Genomic DNA, 19,198 nt, shown 5'->3' with positions numbered 1-19,198 from the left:
CGGTAACACTGTAAAGGGAGCATAGCGATGAGCACGTCAGACGATACTAATAAAGCGGCCTCGATTGGCAAATGTCCGTTCCATCAGGGCGGCGTCGATCACAGCGCGGGCGCAGGTACAGGCAGCCGCGACTGGTGGCCAAAACAACTCCGCATCGATCTTCTTAATCAACATTCCAACCGTTCTAACCCGCTGGGTGAAGACTTCGACTACCGCAAAGAATTCAGCAAACTTGATTACTCCGCCCTGAAAGGCGATCTCAAAGCACTTCTGACGGACTCTCAGCCATGGTGGCCTGCCGACTGGGGCAGCTATGCGGGTCTGTTTATCCGCATGGCCTGGCACGGTGCGGGAACCTATCGCTCCGTTGACGGGCGCGGTGGCGCTGGCCGGGGCCAGCAGCGTTTTGCGCCATTAAACTCCTGGCCGGATAACGTGAGCCTGGATAAAGCGCGTCGTCTGCTGTGGCCCATCAAGCAAAAATATGGACAAAAAATTTCCTGGGCCGATCTGTTTATCCTGGCGGGTAACGTGGCGCTGGAAAATTCAGGCTTCCGCACCTTTGGGTTTGGCGCCGGTCGTGAAGATGTCTGGGAACCTGATTTGGACGTGAACTGGGGGGATGAAACCGCCTGGTTGAAACACCGTGACCCAGAAGCGCTGGCGAAGAACCCGTTAGCGGCCACCGAAATGGGCCTGATCTATGTGAATCCGGAAGGACCAAACGCCAGCGGTGAACCGCTGTCTGCGGCGGCAGCCATTCGCGCTACCTTCGGCAATATGGGCATGAACGACGAAGAGACCGTTGCGCTGATTGCGGGCGGCCATACGCTCGGTAAAACCCATGGTGCGGGTGAAGCGACGCATGTCGGGACCGATCCTGAAGCCTCGCCGATTGAAGCACAGGGGCTGGGCTGGACCAGCACGCACGGCAGCGGTATCGGCGCGGATGCGATCACCTCCGGGCTGGAAGTCATCTGGTCACAAACGCCGACGCAGTGGAGTAACTACTTCTTCGAGAACCTGTTCAAATATGAGTGGGTCCAGACGCGCAGTCCGGCAGGGGCGATTCAGTTCGAAGCTGTCGATGCGCCTGAGATAATGTCCGACCCGTTCGACCCGTCGAAAAAACGCAAGCCAACGATGCTGGTGACCGACCTGACGCTGCGCTTTGATCCGGAATTCGAGAAAATTTCTCGTCGTTTCCTGAACGATCCGCAGGCCTTTAACGAAGCCTTCGCCCGCGCCTGGTACAAACTGACGCACCGCGATATGGGGCCAAAATCGCGTTACTTTGGTCCGGAAGTGCCAAAAGAAGATCTGATCTGGCAAGACCCGCTGCCGCAGCCGGTATTCAATCCTGCACCGGAAGACATTGAAAGCCTGAAGGCGGAAATCGTGGCATCCGGGCTTTCTGTCAGCGAACTGGTCTCCGTGGCCTGGGCGTCTGCCTCGACCTTCCGCGGCGGCGATAAGCGTGGCGGTGCCAACGGCGCCCGTCTGGCGCTGGCTCCACAGCGCGACTGGGACGTGAACGCTGCGGCCGTGCGTGCGTTACCGGCTCTGGAAGCCATTCAGCGCACCACTAACAAGGCGTCTCTGGCCGATATTATCGTGCTGGCGGGCGTGGTCGGCGTTGAGCAGGCGGCGAAGGCGGTCGGGGTCTACGTTACCGTACCCTTTACGCCAGGCCGTGTTGATGCGCGTCAGGATCAGACGGACATAGAAATGTTCAACCTGCTGGAACCGATTGCTGATGGCTTCCGTAACTATCGTGCTCAGGTTAATGTTTCCACCACGGAGTCACTGCTGATCGATAAAGCGCAGCAGTTGACGCTGACCGCGCCTGAGATGACGGTGCTGGTGGGTGGTCTTCGCGTGCTGGGGGCGAATTTCGACGGCAGCAAGAATGGCGTGTTCACCGACCGCGAGGGCGTGCTGAGCAATGATTTCTTCTTGAACCTGCTGGACATGAATACCCAGTGGAAAGCGACCGACGCGTCGAATGAGCTGTTTGCAGGAAGCGACCGCGCCAGCGGGGAAGTGAAATACACTGCCACGCGTGCCGATCTGGTGTTTGGTTCGAATGCCGTGCTCCGCGCCCTGGCGGAAGTTTACGCCAGCAGCGACGCCAGCGAGAAGTTCGTACGCGACTTCGTGGCAGCATGGGCGAAAGTGATGGATTTGGATCGTTTCGACGTACAGTAGTCACTCTGCCGGTTAAAAAAATCCCCGCCTGTGCGGGGATTTTTATTTATCCACCTTACTCCCATTCTTGCAGGAAGCGCTGCCCATACTGATCCGCAACCAGCAGCGCGGCGTACACCTGGTCAGGCGAGACCCCTCCCGGCATGTTGTGGATGGTTTCCCCTTCGGCACAGGAGGCTTCAGCAATCAGACGCATTTTAGCGGGAATATCCTCTTTGATATTCAGCTGGGCCAGGGTCATCGGCAAGCCCACGCTATGACACAGGGCGGCCACGGTTTCGATCTCCTCAACCGGAGCATTTTCCAGCACCAGCTGTGTCAGCGTACCAAACGCGACTTTTTCACCGTGATAAAAAGAGTGTGCGTCCGGCACTGCCGTCATGCCGTTGTGAATGGCGTGCGCAGCGGCGAGGCCACCGCTTTCAAACCCAACGCCGCTCAGATAGGTATTGGCTTCAATGATGCGCTCCAGCGCCGGCGTCACCACATGCTGTTCGGCCGCGAGCATGGCTTTTTCACCCTCCGTCACCAGCGTGTTGTAGCATAACTCTGCAAGGGCAAGCGCGGCCTGCGTGCACTTACCGCCCGCCATAGTCGTTGCGCCGCTTCGTGAGCAGGCACGCGCTTCAAACCAGGTTGCCAGCGCATCGCCAATCCCGGCCGCCAGCAAGCGTGCGGGCGCACCGGCTACCACTTTAGTATCGACGATGACCATATTCGGATTATGCGGCAGCATCAGGTAACGCTCGAACTCGCCCTCGTCGGTATAAATCACCGAAAGGGCACTGCATGGCGCATCGGTTGAGGCGATGGTGGGGGCGATTGCGACCGGTACATCCATAAAGTGGGCCAGCGCTTTGGCCGTATCCAGCGTTTTGCCGCCGCCGATACCCAATACCGCCATGCAGTCGGCGCTGTCAGCCAGTTTTTTTAAGCGGTTAATTTCATTTTGCGAACATTCGCCGCCAAATGGCGCGATTTCGACGTGTATCTCCGCCTGTTTAAAGCTCTGGCGCAACGTCTCTTCGGCAAAACCAAGAACAAACTTATCCCCCACCACCAGCCAGCGTTTTGCCAGCGGTTTCAGGTAGTCACCCAGACGGGTAAGCACATCAGCGCCCTGAATGTATTTTCCCGGCGATTGAATAATACGGTCCATAACAGTTCTCCCTTACAGGTTGAGGTTACCAAACGCGTTTTTCCAGCCTTGTTCGAACGTCTCTGTTACTGACTGTACCGCGAGGATGCCGGGCATTTGTTGCGCTACATCTAAAGGAAGCGTGATTGCTTCGCATCCGGCAAGCCGGCAGAGAAAAGAAGGAATGCTGTGTGGCAGAAGAAAAAAGATGCCCGGGGCATAAAGAGAGAAGGGAAGTGCCCGGCAGTGCTACACCTGCCGGGCTGGTAAACCATTAACCTGTATTACGCATACCCGCTGCGACGCCCGCGATCGTCACCATCAGCGCCTGTTCAACGCGTGGGTCCGGATCCTGGCCCTCTTCTTCCGCTTTACGCGAGCGGTAGAGGAGCTCTGCCTGCAGCACGTTCAGGGGGTCGGTATAGATGTTACGTAGCTGGATAGACTCGGCAATCCACGGCAGATCGGCCATCAGGTGAGAGTCGTTGGCGATAGCCAGCACCACTTTGATGTCATCTTCCAGCAGTTCGCGAAGCTCTTTGCCCAGTGTCCACAGTTCGGGTTTAACCAGACGCTGATCGTAATATTCCGCCAGCCACAGGTCGGCTTTTGAGAACACCATCTCCAGCATGCCAAGACGCGTGGAGAAGAATGGCCAGTCGCGGCACATTGTTTCCAGTTCGCTTTGTTTGCCGTCTTCCACCACTTTTTGCAGGGCCGCACCCGCACCCAGCCAGGCAGGCAGCATCAGGCGGTTTTGCGTCCAGGCGAAGATCCATGGAATGGCGCGCAGGGATTCAACGCCACCGGTAGGGCGACGTTTAGCCGGGCGAGAGCCCAACGGGAGTTTACCCAACTCTTGCTCCGGCGTTGCCGAGCGGAAGTAAGGGACAAAATCTTTGTTTTCACGGACGTAGCCACGATACAGGTCGCATGAAATGTCAGACAGCTCATCCATGATATGACGCCAGGCATCTTTCGGCTCCGGCGGTGGCAGCAGGTTCGCTTCCAGAATGGCGCTGGTGTAAAGCGACAGGCTGCTGATGGTGACTTCCGGCAAGCCGTACTTGAAGCGAATCATCTCGCCCTGCTCGGTGACGCGCAGGCCCCCCTTCAGGCTGCCCGGTGGCTGTGAGAGCAGCGCGGCGTGAGCCGGTGCGCCGCCACGGCCAATCGAGCCGCCGCGACCGTGGAACAGCGTCAGTTCGATACCGGCTTTTTCGCAGGTTTTAATCAGGGCATCTTGCGCCTGATACTGTGCCCAGGAGGCCGCCATCACGCCCGCGTCTTTTGCGGAGTCGGAATAGCCAATCATGACCATCTGCTTGCCCTGGATAAAGCCGCGATACCAGTCGATATTCAGCAGCTGCGTCATAACATCGTTGGCGTTATTCAGGTCATCAAGGGTTTCAAACAGCGGCGCGACGGGCAGAGCAAAGCTGATACCGGCTTCTTTCAGCAGCAGATGAACCGCCAGCACATCAGACGGGGTTTTGGCCATGGAGATCACATAGGCCGCCACGGATCCTTTTGGCGCATCGACGATCGCTTTACAGGTATTGAGCACTTCGCGCGTTTCTTCGCTCGGTTCCCAACTGCGTGGCAGAAGAGGGCGCTTTGAATTCAGCTCGCGGATCAGGAACGCCTGTTTATCGGCCTCTGACCAGCTTTCGTAATCCCCGATGCCGAGATAGCGGGTCAGTTCACCCAGCGCTTCGGTGTGACGGGTGCTTTCCTGACGCACATCAATACGCACCAGCGGTACGCCGAAGCATTTCACGCGGCGCAGGGTATCGAGCAGTTCACCGTTGGCGATAATACCCATGCCGCAGGCCTGAAGAGATTTATAACAGGCGTAGAGCGGCTCCCACAGCTGTTCGTTCTGGCTCAGTAATCCCGCCGGTTTCGGCAGGCGCTGGCCTTTGAGGCGCGCTTCCAGCCAGGCCTGGGTTGCCAGTAACTGGCCACGCAGTTTTTTCAACAGATAACGGTAAGGCTCGGTTGCCCCTTCTTCCCCGACCAGCTCTAACAGCTCTGGCGAGGCTTCTACCATCGACAGCTCTGAGATCAACACCTGGATATCTTTCAGGAACAGATCGGTCGCTTTCCAGCGGCTCAGCAGGAGAACGTGACGGGTAATATCCGCCGTCACGTTCGGGTTACCATCACGGTCACCGCCCATCCAGGAGGTGAAACGGACCGGGACAAAATCAACCGGCAGACGGAAATCCAGGTTCTCTTCCAGCTGTTCGTTCAGCTCGCGGAGGTAGTTAGGCACCCCTTCCCACAGGCTATTTTCAACAACGGCAAAACCCCATTTGGCTTCGTCGACCGGGCTTGGGCGATGCTTACGAATTTCATCGGTGTGCCATGACTGGGCAATCAACTGGCGCAGGCGACGCAGCAGCTGATTGCGTTCGTAGTCGGCAATTTCATTGTTATCTAACTGCTTGAGGCAGCTGTTCACTTCACCCATTTTGTGGATCAGCGTACGGCGGGTGATTTCGGTTGGGTGAGCCGTCAGAACCAGTTCCAGAGAAAGGGATTCCACGGCTCTTTTGATGGTTGCTTCGTCAAGATTGGGCTGGTCTTTCAGCTTTCTCAGCGTTTGGGCAATCACTTCCGGGTTGCTGGCGCCTTCGCCTTTTGGCGAAATGCTGTGGTATTGCTCAGCGGTGTTCGCCAGGTTAAGGAACTGGCTGAACGCACGTGCAACAGGCAGCAGCTCATCGTTTGACAGGTTCTGCAAGGTGGTAAGCAGCTCCTGACGATTCGCTTCGTTTCCTGCACGGGAGGATTTCGACAGTTTACGGATGGTTTCAACGCGGTCGAGAATATTTTCTCCCAGCGCATCCTTGATGGTATCTCCCAGCACTTTGCCGAGCATACTGACATTACTACGCAACGCGGAATATTGTTCGTTCATAAAAGCCCAATCACCCCATCATTTTTGTTTATGCCCAATCGAAAATCTTTTGGACATTATTTTGTCATCTCCCTTTATAAAGCCACGTAAAACCCCCGTCGTCAATTGCTGCGAAAACGGTTCAGCAAACGAATAAATGCGGGTAATTTACGAAATTTAATTCGCTTCGATTCAGATAAGAGATGCTTATGGGAATGTGACGGAGATCATGCGATTTGTCGCCCTCAGCCTACCCCTCTCCCACAGGGAGAGGGGACTGGTCGGCGCGGTTTTAATGCCAGCAGAAGTGGTGCACAACCTGCTTAATCAGTTCGCGCGTCGGTTTGATAAAGCGCGTTTCCAGATATTCATCTGGCTGGTGCGCCTGGTTGATGGAGCCTGGGCCGAGGACCAGCGTCGGGCACAGCGTCTGAATAAACGGCGCTTCGGTGCAGTAGTTCACGACGTCGGTTTTTTCGCCCAGCAGTTTTTCCACCACTTCGACCAGCTGGTGGTCGGGTGGGCACTCGTAGCCTGGAATTGGCGGATGCAGCTCGGAGACGGTCAGGCGGCCCGGCCAGCGCTCGCTCACCGGCGCCAGCGCGTCGGTCAACAGGCCGTCGAGGTCGCTCAGCGTCATACCCGGCAGCGGACGGATATCCATATGCAGTTCACAGCAGGCGCAGATGCGGTTGGAGGCGTCGCCCCCGTGCAGGCTGCCGAGGTTCAGCGTCGGGTAGGGCACGGTGAAAGCATCGTAGTGATAGCGTTCTTTCAGCGAGTCGCGAAGCTGCATGATACGACCAATCGCATCGTGCATCAGTTCGATGGCGTTTACGCCACGCGCCGGATCGCTGGAGTGGCCAGACTGACCCAGCACGCGCACGGCGGTGGAGATGTGGCCTTTATGGGCGCGGATAGGCTGCAACGAGGTCGGTTCGCCAATGATGGCGCAGTCCGGGCGAATCGTGGTGTTTTCAGAAAAATACCGCGCCCCCGCCATGCTGGTCTCTTCATCGGCCGTCGCCAGAATGTAGAGCGGCTTCTTCAGCGTCTTCACATCCACGTCACGCAACGCATCCAGAATAAAGGCAAAAAAGCCTTTCATGTCGGCGGTACCCAGACCATAGAGCTTGTTGTCATGCTCCGTCAGGGTAAAGGGATCGCGCGTCCAGCGTCCGTCATCAAAGGGCACGGTATCAGTATGGCCTGCCAGTAACAGGCCGCCCGCGCCTTCGCCGGTGCTGGCGAGCAGGTTGAATTTATGCCGGGTTCCCGGGACGGGTTGAACTTCCACCTTAAAGCCCAAATCGCTAAACCAGCCAGCCAGCATAGTGATTAAAGACTCATTGCTTTGGTCGAGTGCTTCTTCGGTTGCGCTGATGGACGGCGTGGCAATCAGGGCGCGGTAAATCTCGATAAAAGGCGGTAAATTCATTTTCATTGTTGACATACCTTAGGTCGTGATAGTATCAATATTCATGCAGTAATTGTGAATAAAAATACACTAACGTTGATCGTAAAGGAACCCGATGTTGAATACGCTGATTGTGGGCGCTAGCGGTTATGCGGGCGCAGAGCTTGTAAGCTACGTGAATCGCCATCCTCATATGACCATAACCGCTTTGACTGTGTCAGCGCAAAGCAATGATGCGGGAAAATTAATTTCCGATTTACATCCACAGCTTAAGGGCATTGTCGATCTCCCCTTACAGCCGATGTCCGACATCAGCGAGTTTGTTGAGGGTGTGGACGTGGTGTTTCTGGCGACCGCCCATGAAGTTAGCCACGATCTGGCGCCACAGTTTTTAGCCGCAGGTTGCGTGGTATTTGATCTCTCCGGCGCGTTTCGCGTTAACGATAGTGCGTTTTACAAAAAATATTATGGTTTCACGCACCAGCATCCCGATCTGCTTGCGCAGGCGGTGTATGGCCTGGCGGAGTGGAACGACGACAAAATTAAAGAAGCCCGCCTGGTCGCCGTACCGGGCTGTTACCCCACCGCCGCGCAGCTGTCGCTGAAGCCGTTGATCGATGCAGACCTGCTGGATCTTAGCCAGTGGCCGGTGATCAACGCCACCAGCGGCGTGAGTGGAGCAGGGCGCAAAGCCGCGATCTCAAATAGCTTCTGTGAAGTGAGCTTGCAGCCTTATGGCGTGTTCAATCACCGTCATCACCCTGAAATCACCACGCATCTGGGCGCGGAGGTGATTTTCACGCCGCATCTGGGTAGTTTCCCGCGCGGAATTCTGGAAACTATCACCTGCCGCCTGAAGCCTGGCGTGACCAAAGAGCAGGTGAGCGAAGCCTTTACGCAGGCGTATGCGGCCAAACCGCTGGTGCGTTTATACGACAAAGGCGTGCCGGCGCTGAAAAACGTGGTCGGCCTGCCGTTCTGCGACATCGGTTTTGCCGTGCAGGGCGAGCATCTGATTGTGGTGGCTGCGGAAGATAATTTACTGAAAGGCGCTGCCGCCCAGGCAATGCAGTGTGCAAATATTCGTTTTGGCTACGCTGAAACCCAGGCTCTTATTTAAGGTGTGATGATGAATCCATTAATTATCAAACTCGGTGGTGTACTGCTGGACAGCGAAGAAGCGCTGGAGCGTCTTTTTACCGCGCTGGTGAACTATCGCGAGTCACATCAGCGTCCGCTGGTGATTGTTCACGGTGGCGGCTGCGTGGTGGATGAGCTGATGAAAGGGCTGAACCTGCCGGTGAAAAAGAAAAATGGCCTGCGCGTCACCCCTGCCGATCAGATTGACATCATTACCGGCGCGTTAGCCGGAACGGCGAACAAAACGCTGCTGGCGTGGGCGAAAAAACATCATATCGCGTCGGTGGGTCTCTACCTCGGCGATGGTGACAGCGTAAAAGTGACCCAGCTCGACGAAGAACTGGGCCACGTTGGACTGGCACAGCCGGGTTCGCCTAAGCTGATCAACACGCTGCTCGAAGGCGGGTTCCTGCCCGTCGTCAGCTCTATCGGCGTGACCGAAGAGGGTGCATTGATGAACGTCAATGCAGACCAGGCGGCAACGGCTCTGGCGGCTACGCTCGGCGCCGATCTGATTCTGCTCTCAGACGTCAGCGGTATTCTGGATGGAAAAGGGCAGCGTATCGCCGAAATGACCGCCGCGAAGGCGGAGCAGTTGATTGATCAGGGCATTATTACCGATGGCATGATCGTTAAGGTCAATGCGGCGCTGGACGCGGCCCGCACGCTGGGACGTCCGGTGGATATCGCCTCCTGGCGTCACGCAGAGCAACTGCCTGCGCTGTTTAACGGCACGCCGATCGGCACGCGCATTCTGGCATAAGCCTTTTCAGAACCTGTAGGCCGGATGAGCGCAGCGCCATCCGGTAATGAATTCAAAGATATTAAGGAAGCATGTTATGGCACTTTGGGGTGGGCGTTTTACACAGGCTGCGGATCAGCGGTTCAAACAGTTCAACGACTCTTTGCGCTTCGACTACCGCCTGGCCGAACAGGATATCGTCGGCTCTGTGGCCTGGTCCAAAGCGCTGGTCACCGTTGGCGTACTGACCGCCGATGAACAAGTGCAGCTGGAAGAGGCGCTGAACAACCTGCTGGAAGAGGTGCGTCTCAATCCGCAGCAAATTCTGGAAAGCGATGCCGAAGATATTCACAGCTGGGTGGAAGGGAAACTCATCGACAAGGTCGGGCAGTTAGGTAAAAAGCTGCACACGGGCCGTAGCCGTAACGACCAGGTCGCCACCGACCTGAAACTGTGGTGTAAAGACACGGTTGTCGAGCTGCTGGCCGCCAATCGTCAGCTGCAGGGCGCGCTGGTGGAAACCGCGCACAACAACCAGGACGCGGTGATGCCGGGTTATACCCACCTGCAGCGCGCGCAGCCGGTGACCTTTGCTCACTGGTGTCTGGCCTACGTTGAGATGCTGGCGCGTGATGAGAGTCGTCTGCAGGATACCCTAAAGCGTCTGGACGTGAGCCCGCTGGGCAGCGGTGCGCTGGCGGGAACGGCCTATGAAATCGATCGCGAACAGCTGGCAGGCTGGCTGGGCTTTGCGTCCGCCACCCGTAACAGCCTGGACAGCGTCTCTGATCGTGACCACGTGCTGGAACTGCTTTCTAACGCGTCCATCGGCATGGTGCATCTGTCGCGTTTTGCCGAAGATCTGATTTTCTTCAACTCAGGCGAAGCCGGGTTTGTTGAGCTGTCCGATCGCGTCACGTCTGGCTCCTCCCTGATGCCGCAGAAGAAAAACCCGGATGCGCTGGAGCTTATCCGCGGCAAGTGTGGCCGCGTGCAGGGCGCGTTGACCGGCATGATGATGACCCTGAAAGGGCTGCCGCTGGCGTACAACAAAGATATGCAGGAAGACAAAGAAGGGCTGTTCGACGCCCTCGATACCTGGCTTGATTGCCTGCACATGGGCGCGCTGGTGCTGGACGGCATTCAGGTGAAGCGTCCACGCTGCCAGGAGGCGGCTCAGCAGGGTTATGCTAACTCTACCGAGCTTGCTGACTACCTGGTGGCGAAAGGCGTACCCTTCCGTGAAGCGCACCATATTGTCGGCGAAGCGGTGGTTGAAGCCATTCGCCAGGGCAAACCGCTGGAGGATCTCTCCCTGGCTGACCTGCAGAAATTCAGTGCGGTAATCGGTGATGATGTCTATCCGATTCTGGCGTTGCAGTCTTGTCTGGATAAGCGTGCGGCGAAAGGCGGCGTGTCGCCGAAGCAGGTGGCGCAGGCTATTGCGGATGCGAAAAACCGCCTGGTGTGATGAGTGCGGGCTGGTGCCCTCACCCCTACTCCTCTCCCATGGGGAGAGGGAGTAAACACTAAAAATGGCAACGTCGGTTGCCATTTTGCTTTTATCCCCGGGCTTTTTTACGCAAAAAAATGCGGACCACGGGGTCCGCAAAAGTTCACGTTGGCTTTATTTATTCGAGTTTGAGAGAAACTCGTTTTGACTCAGCGGGGACTTCAAGGGTCAAACAGCCGCCGCCTCGTCTATGTGCTGTATTATTCAACAGAATGCTTGATAGGGATAATCGTTCATTGCTATGCTATCTATCGCCATGAACTATCATGGCGACGGAGGATGAATAATGAATATTCGTGATCTTGAATACCTGGTTGCTCTTGCAGAGCATCGCCATTTTCGCCGCGCGGCAGACTCTTGCCACGTCAGTCAGCCTACCCTGAGCGGGCAGATCCGCAAGCTTGAGGATGAGTTGGGCGTGATGCTGCTGGAGCGAACCAGCCGTAAAGTGCTGTTCACCCAGGCCGGTTTGCTGCTGGTGGATCAGGCGCGCACCGTGCTGCGCGAGGTCAAAGTGCTCAAGGAAATGGCAAGCCAGCAGGGGGAGACGATGTCCGGCCCGCTGCATATCGGCCTGATCCCAACCGTTGGCCCATACCTGTTGCCGCATATTATTCCGATGCTGCACCAGACCTTCCCGAAACTCGAAATGTACCTGCATGAAGCACAAACTCATCAACTGCTGACGCAGCTGGATAGCGGCAAGCTCGACTGCGTGATTCTGGCGCTGGTCAAAGAGAGCGAAGTCTTTATCGAAGTGCCGTTGTTTGATGAGCCGATGATGCTGGCGATCTATGAAGATCACCCGTGGGCGAATCGCGATCGTGTGCCGATGGCCGATCTGGCGGGTGAGAAACTGCTGATGCTGGAAGACGGGCACTGCCTGCGCGATCAGGCGATGGGTTTCTGTTTTGAAGCCGGGGCGGATGAAGATACTCACTTCCGCGCAACCAGCCTGGAGACGCTGCGCAATATGGTTGCAGCGGGAAGCGGTATTACGCTGCTGCCGGCACTGGCTGTGCCTAACGAGCGTAAGCGCGATGGCGTGGTTTACCTGCCGTGCATTAAACCCGAGCCGCGCCGCACCATTGGGCTGGTATACCGCCCGGGCTCGCCGCTGCGCAGCCGCTATGAGCAGCTGGCAGAGGCCATCCGCAGTTCAATGGATGGCCATTTCGACAGTGCGTTAAAACAGGCGGTTTAAGCCATTTAGCGCCGCTACCCGATAGGCTTCTGCCATAGTGGGGTAGTTAAAGGTGGTGTTAACAAAGTACTCGATGGTGTTACCACCACCTTTTTGTTCCATGATGGCCTGGCCGATATGAATGATCTCCGCAGCACGTTCACCGAAGCAGTGAATGCCCAGAATCTCTTTCGTCTCGCGATGGAACAAAATCTTCAGCGTTCCTACACTCATTCCCACGATTTGCGCCCGCGCCAGATGCTTGAATTGAGCACGACCCACTTCATAAGGCACTTTCATCGACGTCAGCTGTTGTTCGGTTTTACCCACAGAGCTGATTTCCGGGATGGTATAAATACCGGTCGGGATATCTTCAATGAGGTGGGCGTTCGCTTCACCTTTGACCAGCGCCTGGGCGGCAATACGGCCCTGATCGTAGGCTGCTGAGGCCAGACTCGGATAACCAATCACATCGCCAACGGCATAGATATGCGGCAGCGCTGTCTGGTACATACTGTTGACCTTCAACTGACCGCGGCTGTCGGTGGTAAGACCTATGTTCTCCAGCGCCAGCGAATCGGTGTTCCCGGTACGGCCATTTGCATACAGCAGGCAGTCGGCTTTTAACTTTTTACCGGACTTCAGGTGCATGATCACGCCGTCGTCGCAGCCTTCAATTTTCTCGTACTCTTCATTGTGGCGGATGACGACACCGCTGTTCCAGAAGTGATAGGAGAGCGAATCGGACATCTCCTGATCGAGAAAGGCCAGCAGACGATCGCGGGTATTGATTAAATCCACTTTCACTTCCATCCCACGGAAGATAGAGGCGTATTCGCAGCCAATCACTCCTGCGCCATAGATCAACACATGGCGTGGTTCGTGGTGCAGGCTCAGGATGGAGTCACTGTCGTAAACACGCGGATGCGAAAAATCGACGTCATCAGGACGATAAGGGCGTGACCCACACGCGATGACAAATTTCTCCGCGGTGATCGTTTCGACCGAACCGTCATGGCATTTCAGTGCCAGCGTGTGCTCGTCAACGAAATGCGCGTCTCCTTGCAGGATTTCGCAGTGATTGCGTTCGTAGAATCCTTGTCTCATCCGTGTTTGCTGATTAATCACCGTATCAGCATGGTTAAGGATGTCGGCAAAAGAGGAACGAAGAAGTCGGGAGTGGTCGCTGTAAAGAGGGTTTTGGTTAAATTCGATAATGCGGCTAACGGCGTGGCGGAGTGCTTTAGACGGGATGGTGCCCCAGTGGGTGCAACCGCCGCCGACATTATGGTAGCGCTCAATCACCGCGACCCTTGCTCCCTGCTTCACCAGGCCCATAGCAGCACCTTCTCCGCCGGGACCGGAACCAATAACTATTGCGTCGTAATCGTAGGAATGTGACATGGCAAGGCTTACCTGTTCTTATACATAAAAGCAACAGAATAGTAACATCATTGGCCTGATAACCCAATTATCGTTGTGCTCTTTTCGCACAGTGGAGCACAAACGGCACGTAAACAATCATTCACAAAGGGATGTAAACAGATTAATTTTATTCTCTGGTATAGTGCCAACAGGCCTTTGGAAGGATTCAACTATCGTGATGGGCGTTAGAGCACAACAAAAAGAGAAAACACGGCGTTCGCTGGTGGAAGCGGCATTCAGTCAACTGAGCGCTGAGCGAAGCTTTGCCAGTTTGAGCCTGCGCGAAGTCGCACGCGAGGCAGGAATTGCGCCAACCTCCTTCTATCGTCATTTTCGGGATGTGGATGAACTGGGGCTGACCATGGTCGATGAAAGCGGCCTGATGTTGCGCCAGTTGATGCGTCAGGCACGCCAGCGCATCGCCAAAGGCGGGAGCGTGATCCGCACATCGGTCTCGACCTTTATGGAATTTATCGGCAATAACCCTAATGCGTTTCGTCTGCTATTGCGTGAACGCTCTGGTACATCGGCCGCTTTTCGTGCCGCGGTAGTGAGAGAAATTCAGCATTTTATTGCGGAACTTGCCGACTATCTTGAAATCGAAAACCATATGCCACGCGCCTTCACCGAAGCGCAGGCCGAGGCGATGGTCACCATTGTTTTCAGTGCGGGCGCCGAAGCACTGGATGTGGGTATTGAACAGCGTAAGCAACTCGAAGAGCGACTGGTATTGCAGCTGCGGATGATTTCCAAAGGCGCGTATTACTGGTATCGCCGTGAACAAGAAAGGTCGGCGCAACAAATCGACGAAGGGTGAGTAATGAAACAGTCAGGTCAGGATAAAGGTACGTTGTTGCTGGCATTGATCGCTGGCTTATCAATCAATGGCACATTTGCGGCGATTTTCAGCTCCATCGTGCCCTTTTCAATCTTTCCGATGATAGCCCTGGTGCTGACGGTGTACTGCCTGCATCAACGCTATCAGAATCGCACCATGCCGGTAGGTTTACCGGGCCTGGCGGCGGCGTTCTTTGTCCTGGGCGTTCTGCTGTACAGCACCGTGGTGCGCGCCGAATATCCGGATATCGGTTCAAACTTCCTGCCGGCCATCTTAACCGTGGCGCTGGTGTTCTGGATTGGCATCAGGATGCGTAATCGTAAGCACCAGTCCATCGATTAAGAGACTTTGAAACAGAGACGGGTAGCGCCGCGCGCGCACCCGGCTGTGAGGTTATCGGGCAGTCAGTAAAACGCCGCACTCCATGTGGTGCGTGTACGGGAACTGATCGAACAATGCCAGACGTTCAACCTTGTGCGTCTGGCTTAATGTTTCCAGATTCTTACAAAGCGTTTCCGGGTTGCAGGAGATATACAGAATGCGCGGATACGCCTGGACCATCTTCTCGGTTTCACTGTCCAGCCCACTGCGCGGTGGATCGACGAAAATCGTCTCGCACTGATAACTCAGCAGATCGATACCCTGCAGACGGTTAAATTCGCGCACGCCGTTCATGGCCTGGGTGAACTCTTCTGCCGCCATTCGAATGATCTGCACGTTATCAATATGGTTGGCGGCAATGTTGTATTGCGCCGACGCAACGGACGGTTTGGCGATTTCGGTCGCCAGCACGCGATTGAAGTTGCGCGCCAGCGCCAGCGAGAAATTGCCGTTGCCGCAGTACAACTCCAGCAAATCACCGGTTGAATCTTCCGTCGCGTTAATCGCCCACTCCAGCATTTGCACGTTCATGGCTGCATTCGGCTGGGTGAAGCTGTTCTCGACCTGGCGGTAGATCATCTCTTTTCCCGCCACGGCAAGGCGCTCATCGACGTAATCCTGATCGAGCATGATTTTGGTTTTTGTCGCGCGACCAATCAGATGCACATTTATATTTTGCGCTCGCAGCGCATCGCGCAGGCGTTCCGCCTCGGCGCGCCATTCATCATTCAGCGTCTTGTGATACAGCAGGGAGACAATAGCCTGATTGCTTTGGGTGGTCAGGTAGTCAATCTGGAACAGCTTATGGCGCAGTACCGGATTCTCACGTACGCCTTCAATCATCAGCGTCATTAACTGATTAATTAATTCGCTCGCCGCCGGGAAACTGTTCACGCGAATACGCGATTTGGTCTGCTGATCGAAAATGATGTGATACAGGTCGTCGCCATCGTGCCAGATGCGGAACTCAGCACGCATACGATAATGGCTGACCGGTGAACGAAACACCTCGGGAACCGGCGCCGCGAAAGGCGTCATCATACTTTGCAGGCGGACGACTTTCTCTGCCAGCTGTGCGTCGTACTGTTCTGTCGGGAGGTGTTCGGGGGTCATGATGCGTCCTGAGTGATAAAGATTTACGCGGGGATTGTAGGGATTGTGCAGACGATGTCCAGATTTAATGGGGCATAGCTGTCTGGACATCTATACGTATCTAATTGTAGCATTCTGTTTCCGGTCTCCTCTAAGTGAAAAGGGAATCCAGTGCAAATCTGGAGCTGACGCGCAGCGGTAAAGACTGGCGGGATGAGAGTTTAGACACTGCTATACCAAACACGACATCATTCAGGTTGCAGCCAGCGCAGAGGCAGCCAGAAGGATGATGTGAGCGGGAAGTCTTCATCCATAATACGCCACCAAGCCCGAAGACCTGCCGGAATCACGTCGCATTTGGTTTCATCATCGCGTGCTATAGATGAGGCCTGCGGCATCCTTCTTATATTATGGATGCTTTAACAATGATTAAAAAAGTATCGCTGATGACGGCACTTTCCGTCACGGCATTTTCGGGCTGGGCGCAGGATAGCGCTGACTCGTTAGTGGTGACAGCAAACCGTTTTCAACAACCTGTAAATACCGTCCTTGCGCCAACGGATGTCGTTACGCGTGAAGATATTGACCGCTGGCAGTCCAGAACGGTTCTTGACGTGATGCGACGCCTGCCTGGCGTGGATATCGCGCAAAATGGCGGTATGGGGCAGAGTTCATCGCTTTTTGTTCGCGGAACTGAGGCTAAACACGTATTGGTGTTAGTCGATGGCATTCCGGTTGCCCGTCCGGGTATTTCTAACAGCAGCGATATCGATCAAATCCCGGTGTCGCTGGTCCAGCGAATTGAGTATATCCGCGGACCCCGCTCGGCTATCTATGGCTCGGGCGCCATTGGCGGCGTCGTCAATATCATTACGATGGCCGGTGAAGAGCGTTCGCAAATCAATGCGGGCGTGGGTTCTAAAGGCTATCAGGAGTATGACGGAACGTACCGCAAGCGCTTTGGTGATACGGTCGTAACGGCGGCGGGCGCTTATCAGACGACAAAGGGCTTTAACGTTCAGCCACACTCGACGTATAGCGGTGATAACGATCGCGATGGCTATCGAAATAAGCTTTTCTGGGGCGGCATCGAACATAAGTTTAACGACTACTTTGATGGTTCATTCCGTGGGTACGGGTATGCCAGCAACGCCGATTATGACCAGGGCAACTATGGATATGACGGTGGTAATGACGAGCACCAGAACTATACCCAGTCATGGGATGCTGCGATGCGCTTCCATTCCGGTATTTACTCTTCTCAACTGGTTGCCAATTACCAGCGAATCAAAGATTACAACTACAGCAGCCAGACGTGGCGCTATGCGCCGGGCTATTCTCTCGATGATATGGAGCAACGTTATATTCAGTGGGGGAATAATGTCATCGTTGGACATGGCGCGATCAGCGGCGGCGTCGACTGGAAACAAGAAAAGCTCATGTCGTTGGGGACGACAAGCTCCGATCATTATAAGCGCGACAACACCGGCTTATACCTCACAGGTCAGCAGCAAATCGACAGCGTGACGCTGGAAGCCTCGGGTCGTGAAGATCATGATGAGCAGTTCGGCTGGCATGGAACGTGGCAAACGGCAGCGGGCTGGGAGTTTGTTGATGACTATAAAGTGACGCTGTCTTACGGGACGGGGTTCCTTGCACCGTCACTGGGTCAGCAGTTTGGCGCCGAGCGCTTTGGCATTTCGTCGAATCCAAACCTGAAGCCAGAAGAGTCAAAACAGTGGGAAGCAGGGCTGGAAGGGCTAACCGGACCGGTGGACTGGCGACTCTCTACGTACCGCTACGAAATCCAGAACCTGATTGATTACAACAATAATGCCTACTTCAACGTGAAGTCCGCGACGATTAAAGGGCTCGAGTGGACAGCAAACGTCACGACGGGGCCTGTGGATCATCGTTTGACGTTGCAGTATGTCGACCCACGCGATGATGAAACCGGTAAACAGCTTTATCGCCGTGCGAAGCAGCAGGTGAAATACGATTTGAGCGGCCAGGCTTATTCGCTGGGTTGGGATGTGACCTGGCAGTATATCGGCGAGCGCTACGATTATGACTACGACAATGCCCGACGTGTGCAAATGGGGGGAGTAAGTTTGTGGGATGTCGCACTTTCGTATCCGGTCACCTCTCATCTGACAGTTCGTGGTAAAATAGCTAACCTGTTCGATAAAGATTACGAGACAGTTTATGGCTACCAAACTGCAGGACGGGAATACACCTTGTCTGGCAGCTACACCTTCTGATCCGCGTCCCACCGTGCTGGTATTTGACTCCGGCGTCGGTGGGCTTTCGGTCTACGATGAGATTCGGCATCTCCTGCCGAATCTCCACTATATCTATGCCTTCGACAATGTGGCTTTTCCCTATGGAGAGAAGAGCGAGGAATTTATTGTCGAGCGCGTCGTCGAAATTGTCACTGCCGTGCAGGCGCGGTTCCCGTTAGCGCTGGCCGTCATTGCCTGTAACACGGCAAGTACCGTATCTCTTCCTGCCTTGCGTGAAAAATTCCCCTTCCCCGTGGTGGGCGTGGTGCCCGCGATTAAGCCTGCGGCGCGTTTAACCGCAAATGGCATCGTGGGTCTGCTGGCGACACGCGGCACGGTTAAACGTCCTTATACACGTGAACTGATAGACCGCTTTGCTAATGAGTGTCAGATCGCCATGCTTGGATCGGCTGAGCTGGTGGAAATGGCAGAAGCAAAACTGCACGGTGAACCCGTCTCGCTTGATGAGTTGCGTCGCATTCTGCGCCCATGGCTGCGAATGCCAGAGCCGCCAGATACCGTTGTGCTGGGATGTACACATTTTCCTTTATTGCAGGAAGAGCTTTTGCAGGTGCTGCCAGAGGGAACCCGGCTGGTGGATTCCGGCGCGGCTATTGCACGTCGTACGGCCTGGCTGCTTGAACATGAGGCGCCTGATGCAAAATCGACTGAAGCGAATATTGCCTTCTGTATGGCCCTGACAAAAGAAACTGAGCAACTTTTACCCGTTTTACGCCGTTATGGCTTTGAAACGCTCGAAAAACTAGCGCTATAGCACGGTTTTGAGCAAAAAAGAGACGGTTGAAAGTTTTTTTTAAAAGAGGGGTTGTCAACGTCTGAGAACTCCCTATAATGCGCCTCCACTGACACGGAACAACGGAACACAAGCCGCCGGGTCAGCGGGGTTCAGCGATGAACGCCGGCAGAGAAAAGC

At 55.2% G+C, this 19,198-nt stretch carries 14 protein-coding genes, 1 pseudogene and 1 riboswitch; of the genes and pseudogenes, 9 read left to right on the top strand and 6 right to left on the bottom strand.

The window, feature by feature from the left end:
• The first annotated feature begins 27 nt into the window (after window positions 1–27).
• Window positions 28–2,208, top strand: coding sequence for a catalase/peroxidase HPI (katG, locus tag LZP96_RS18985; protein WP_258926244.1), 2,181 nt, complete (start codon window positions 28–30; stop codon window positions 2,206–2,208).
• Window positions 2,209–2,263: 55 nt separating this feature from the next.
• Here katG and gldA read toward each other — a convergent pair whose 3' ends face one another.
• The 4 genes and pseudogenes from gldA to argE all read right to left on the bottom strand — a co-directional run bounded on the left by gldA (window position 2,264) and on the right by argE (window position 7,695).
• On the bottom strand, window positions 2,264–3,367 hold the full coding sequence (gene gldA / locus LZP96_RS18980; RefSeq protein ID WP_258926241.1) for a bifunctional L-1,2-propanediol dehydrogenase/glycerol dehydrogenase: 1,104 nt from the start codon (window positions 3,365–3,367) through the stop codon (window positions 2,264–2,266).
• 12 nt (window positions 3,368–3,379) lie between these two features.
• Window positions 3,380–3,517, bottom strand: a pseudogene (locus LZP96_RS18975) (fructose-6-phosphate aldolase); the annotation flags it as partial.
• Between the two features lie 103 nt (window positions 3,518–3,620).
• Window positions 3,621–6,272, bottom strand: a complete 2,652-nt coding sequence (gene ppc / locus LZP96_RS18970; protein WP_258926239.1) for a phosphoenolpyruvate carboxylase — start codon at window positions 6,270–6,272, stop codon at window positions 3,621–3,623.
• A gap of 271 nt (window positions 6,273–6,543) precedes the next feature.
• A complete protein-coding gene (argE, locus tag LZP96_RS18965) occupies window positions 6,544–7,695 on the bottom strand; it encodes an acetylornithine deacetylase (RefSeq protein WP_230353304.1) in 1,152 nt (383 codons plus the stop codon).
• 88 nt (window positions 7,696–7,783) lie between these two features.
• On the opposite strand from argE, the gene argC reads away from it, so the two are divergent.
• The 4 genes from argC (at window position 7,784) to oxyR (ending at window position 12,267) form a co-directional block, all read left to right on the top strand.
• Window positions 7,784–8,788 carry an N-acetyl-gamma-glutamyl-phosphate reductase gene (gene argC / locus LZP96_RS18960; RefSeq protein WP_258926238.1) on the top strand — a complete coding sequence of 335 codons (1,005 nt, stop codon included), beginning with the start codon at window positions 7,784–7,786 and terminating at the stop codon, window positions 8,786–8,788.
• A 6-nt stretch (window positions 8,789–8,794) separates the two neighbouring features.
• Entirely contained in the window at window positions 8,795–9,571 is a 777-nt protein-coding gene (gene argB / locus LZP96_RS18955) for an acetylglutamate kinase (RefSeq protein WP_157685368.1), read from the top strand.
• 76 nt (window positions 9,572–9,647) lie between these two features.
• Window positions 9,648–11,021, top strand: coding sequence for an argininosuccinate lyase (gene argH / locus LZP96_RS18950; RefSeq protein ID WP_064327944.1), 1,374 nt, complete (start codon window positions 9,648–9,650; stop codon window positions 11,019–11,021).
• A gap of 328 nt (window positions 11,022–11,349) precedes the next feature.
• The gene (gene oxyR, locus LZP96_RS18945; RefSeq protein WP_258926237.1) at window positions 11,350–12,267 is read left to right on the top strand and encodes a DNA-binding transcriptional regulator OxyR; all 918 of its coding nucleotides are present in this window, start codon (window positions 11,350–11,352) and stop codon (window positions 12,265–12,267) included.
• On the opposite strand, the gene sthA is transcribed toward oxyR, so the two are convergent.
• Window positions 12,250–13,650, bottom strand: a complete 1,401-nt coding sequence (gene sthA / locus LZP96_RS18940) for a Si-specific NAD(P)(+) transhydrogenase (protein WP_258926235.1) — start codon at window positions 13,648–13,650, stop codon at window positions 12,250–12,252. The genes oxyR and sthA overlap by 18 nt on opposite strands.
• Before the next feature lie 199 nt (window positions 13,651–13,849).
• Between sthA and fabR the strand changes: the two genes are divergently transcribed.
• The gene (fabR, locus tag LZP96_RS18935) at window positions 13,850–14,488 is read left to right on the top strand and encodes an HTH-type transcriptional repressor FabR (RefSeq protein ID WP_082904959.1); all 639 of its coding nucleotides are present in this window, start codon (window positions 13,850–13,852) and stop codon (window positions 14,486–14,488) included.
• A 3-nt stretch (window positions 14,489–14,491) separates the two neighbouring features.
• Window positions 14,492–14,851, top strand: coding sequence for a YijD family membrane protein (locus tag LZP96_RS18930; RefSeq protein ID WP_064327940.1), 360 nt, complete (start codon window positions 14,492–14,494; stop codon window positions 14,849–14,851).
• Between the two features lie 51 nt (window positions 14,852–14,902).
• Here LZP96_RS18930 and trmA read toward each other — a convergent pair whose 3' ends face one another.
• On the bottom strand, window positions 14,903–16,003 hold the full coding sequence (gene trmA, locus LZP96_RS18925; protein WP_258926233.1) for a tRNA (uridine(54)-C5)-methyltransferase TrmA: 1,101 nt from the start codon (window positions 16,001–16,003) through the stop codon (window positions 14,903–14,905).
• A gap of 104 nt (window positions 16,004–16,107) precedes the next feature.
• Window positions 16,108–16,341, top strand: a riboswitch (cobalamin riboswitch).
• Between the two features lie 66 nt (window positions 16,342–16,407).
• Between trmA and btuB the strand changes: the two genes are divergently transcribed.
• Both btuB and murI read left to right on the top strand, forming a co-directional pair.
• Window positions 16,408–18,243 carry a TonB-dependent vitamin B12 receptor BtuB gene (gene btuB, locus LZP96_RS18920; RefSeq protein ID WP_258926232.1) on the top strand — a complete coding sequence of 612 codons (1,836 nt, stop codon included), beginning with the start codon at window positions 16,408–16,410 and terminating at the stop codon, window positions 18,241–18,243.
• Window positions 18,188–19,039, top strand: coding sequence for a glutamate racemase (murI, locus tag LZP96_RS18915; RefSeq protein WP_064327937.1), 852 nt, complete (start codon window positions 18,188–18,190; stop codon window positions 19,037–19,039). Before btuB ends, murI begins: the two co-directional genes overlap by 56 nt.
• The last annotated feature ends 159 nt before the right edge of the window (window positions 19,040–19,198 follow it).

It is taken from the genome of Huaxiibacter chinensis (assembly GCF_022171985.1).
In the GTDB taxonomy this organism is placed as follows: domain Bacteria; phylum Pseudomonadota; class Gammaproteobacteria; order Enterobacterales; family Enterobacteriaceae; genus Enterobacter; species Enterobacter chinensis_A.
This window is presented reverse-complemented; position numbering and strand designations above follow the sequence as displayed.

Coding starts and splice junctions, on each gene's coding strand:
- katG (WP_258926244.1), top strand. CDS start 28: ATGAGCACGTCAGACGATACTAATAAAGCGGCCTCGATTGGCAAATGT.
- gldA (WP_258926241.1), bottom strand. CDS start 3,367: ATGGACCGTATTATTCAATCGCCGGGAAAATACATTCAGGGCGCTGAT.
- ppc (WP_258926239.1), bottom strand. CDS start 6,272: ATGAACGAACAATATTCCGCGTTGCGTAGTAATGTCAGTATGCTCGGC.
- argE (WP_230353304.1), bottom strand. CDS start 7,695: ATGAAAATGAATTTACCGCCTTTTATCGAGATTTACCGCGCCCTGATT.
- argC (WP_258926238.1), top strand. CDS start 7,784: ATGTTGAATACGCTGATTGTGGGCGCTAGCGGTTATGCGGGCGCAGAG.
- argB (WP_157685368.1), top strand. CDS start 8,795: ATGATGAATCCATTAATTATCAAACTCGGTGGTGTACTGCTGGACAGC.
- argH (WP_064327944.1), top strand. CDS start 9,648: ATGGCACTTTGGGGTGGGCGTTTTACACAGGCTGCGGATCAGCGGTTC.
- oxyR (WP_258926237.1), top strand. CDS start 11,350: ATGAATATTCGTGATCTTGAATACCTGGTTGCTCTTGCAGAGCATCGC.
- sthA (WP_258926235.1), bottom strand. CDS start 13,650: ATGTCACATTCCTACGATTACGACGCAATAGTTATTGGTTCCGGTCCC.
- fabR (WP_082904959.1), top strand. CDS start 13,850: ATGGGCGTTAGAGCACAACAAAAAGAGAAAACACGGCGTTCGCTGGTG.
- LZP96_RS18930 (WP_064327940.1), top strand. CDS start 14,492: ATGAAACAGTCAGGTCAGGATAAAGGTACGTTGTTGCTGGCATTGATC.
- trmA (WP_258926233.1), bottom strand. CDS start 16,003: ATGACCCCCGAACACCTCCCGACAGAACAGTACGACGCACAGCTGGCA.
- btuB (WP_258926232.1), top strand. CDS start 16,408: ATGATTAAAAAAGTATCGCTGATGACGGCACTTTCCGTCACGGCATTT.
- murI (WP_064327937.1), top strand. CDS start 18,188: ATGGCTACCAAACTGCAGGACGGGAATACACCTTGTCTGGCAGCTACA.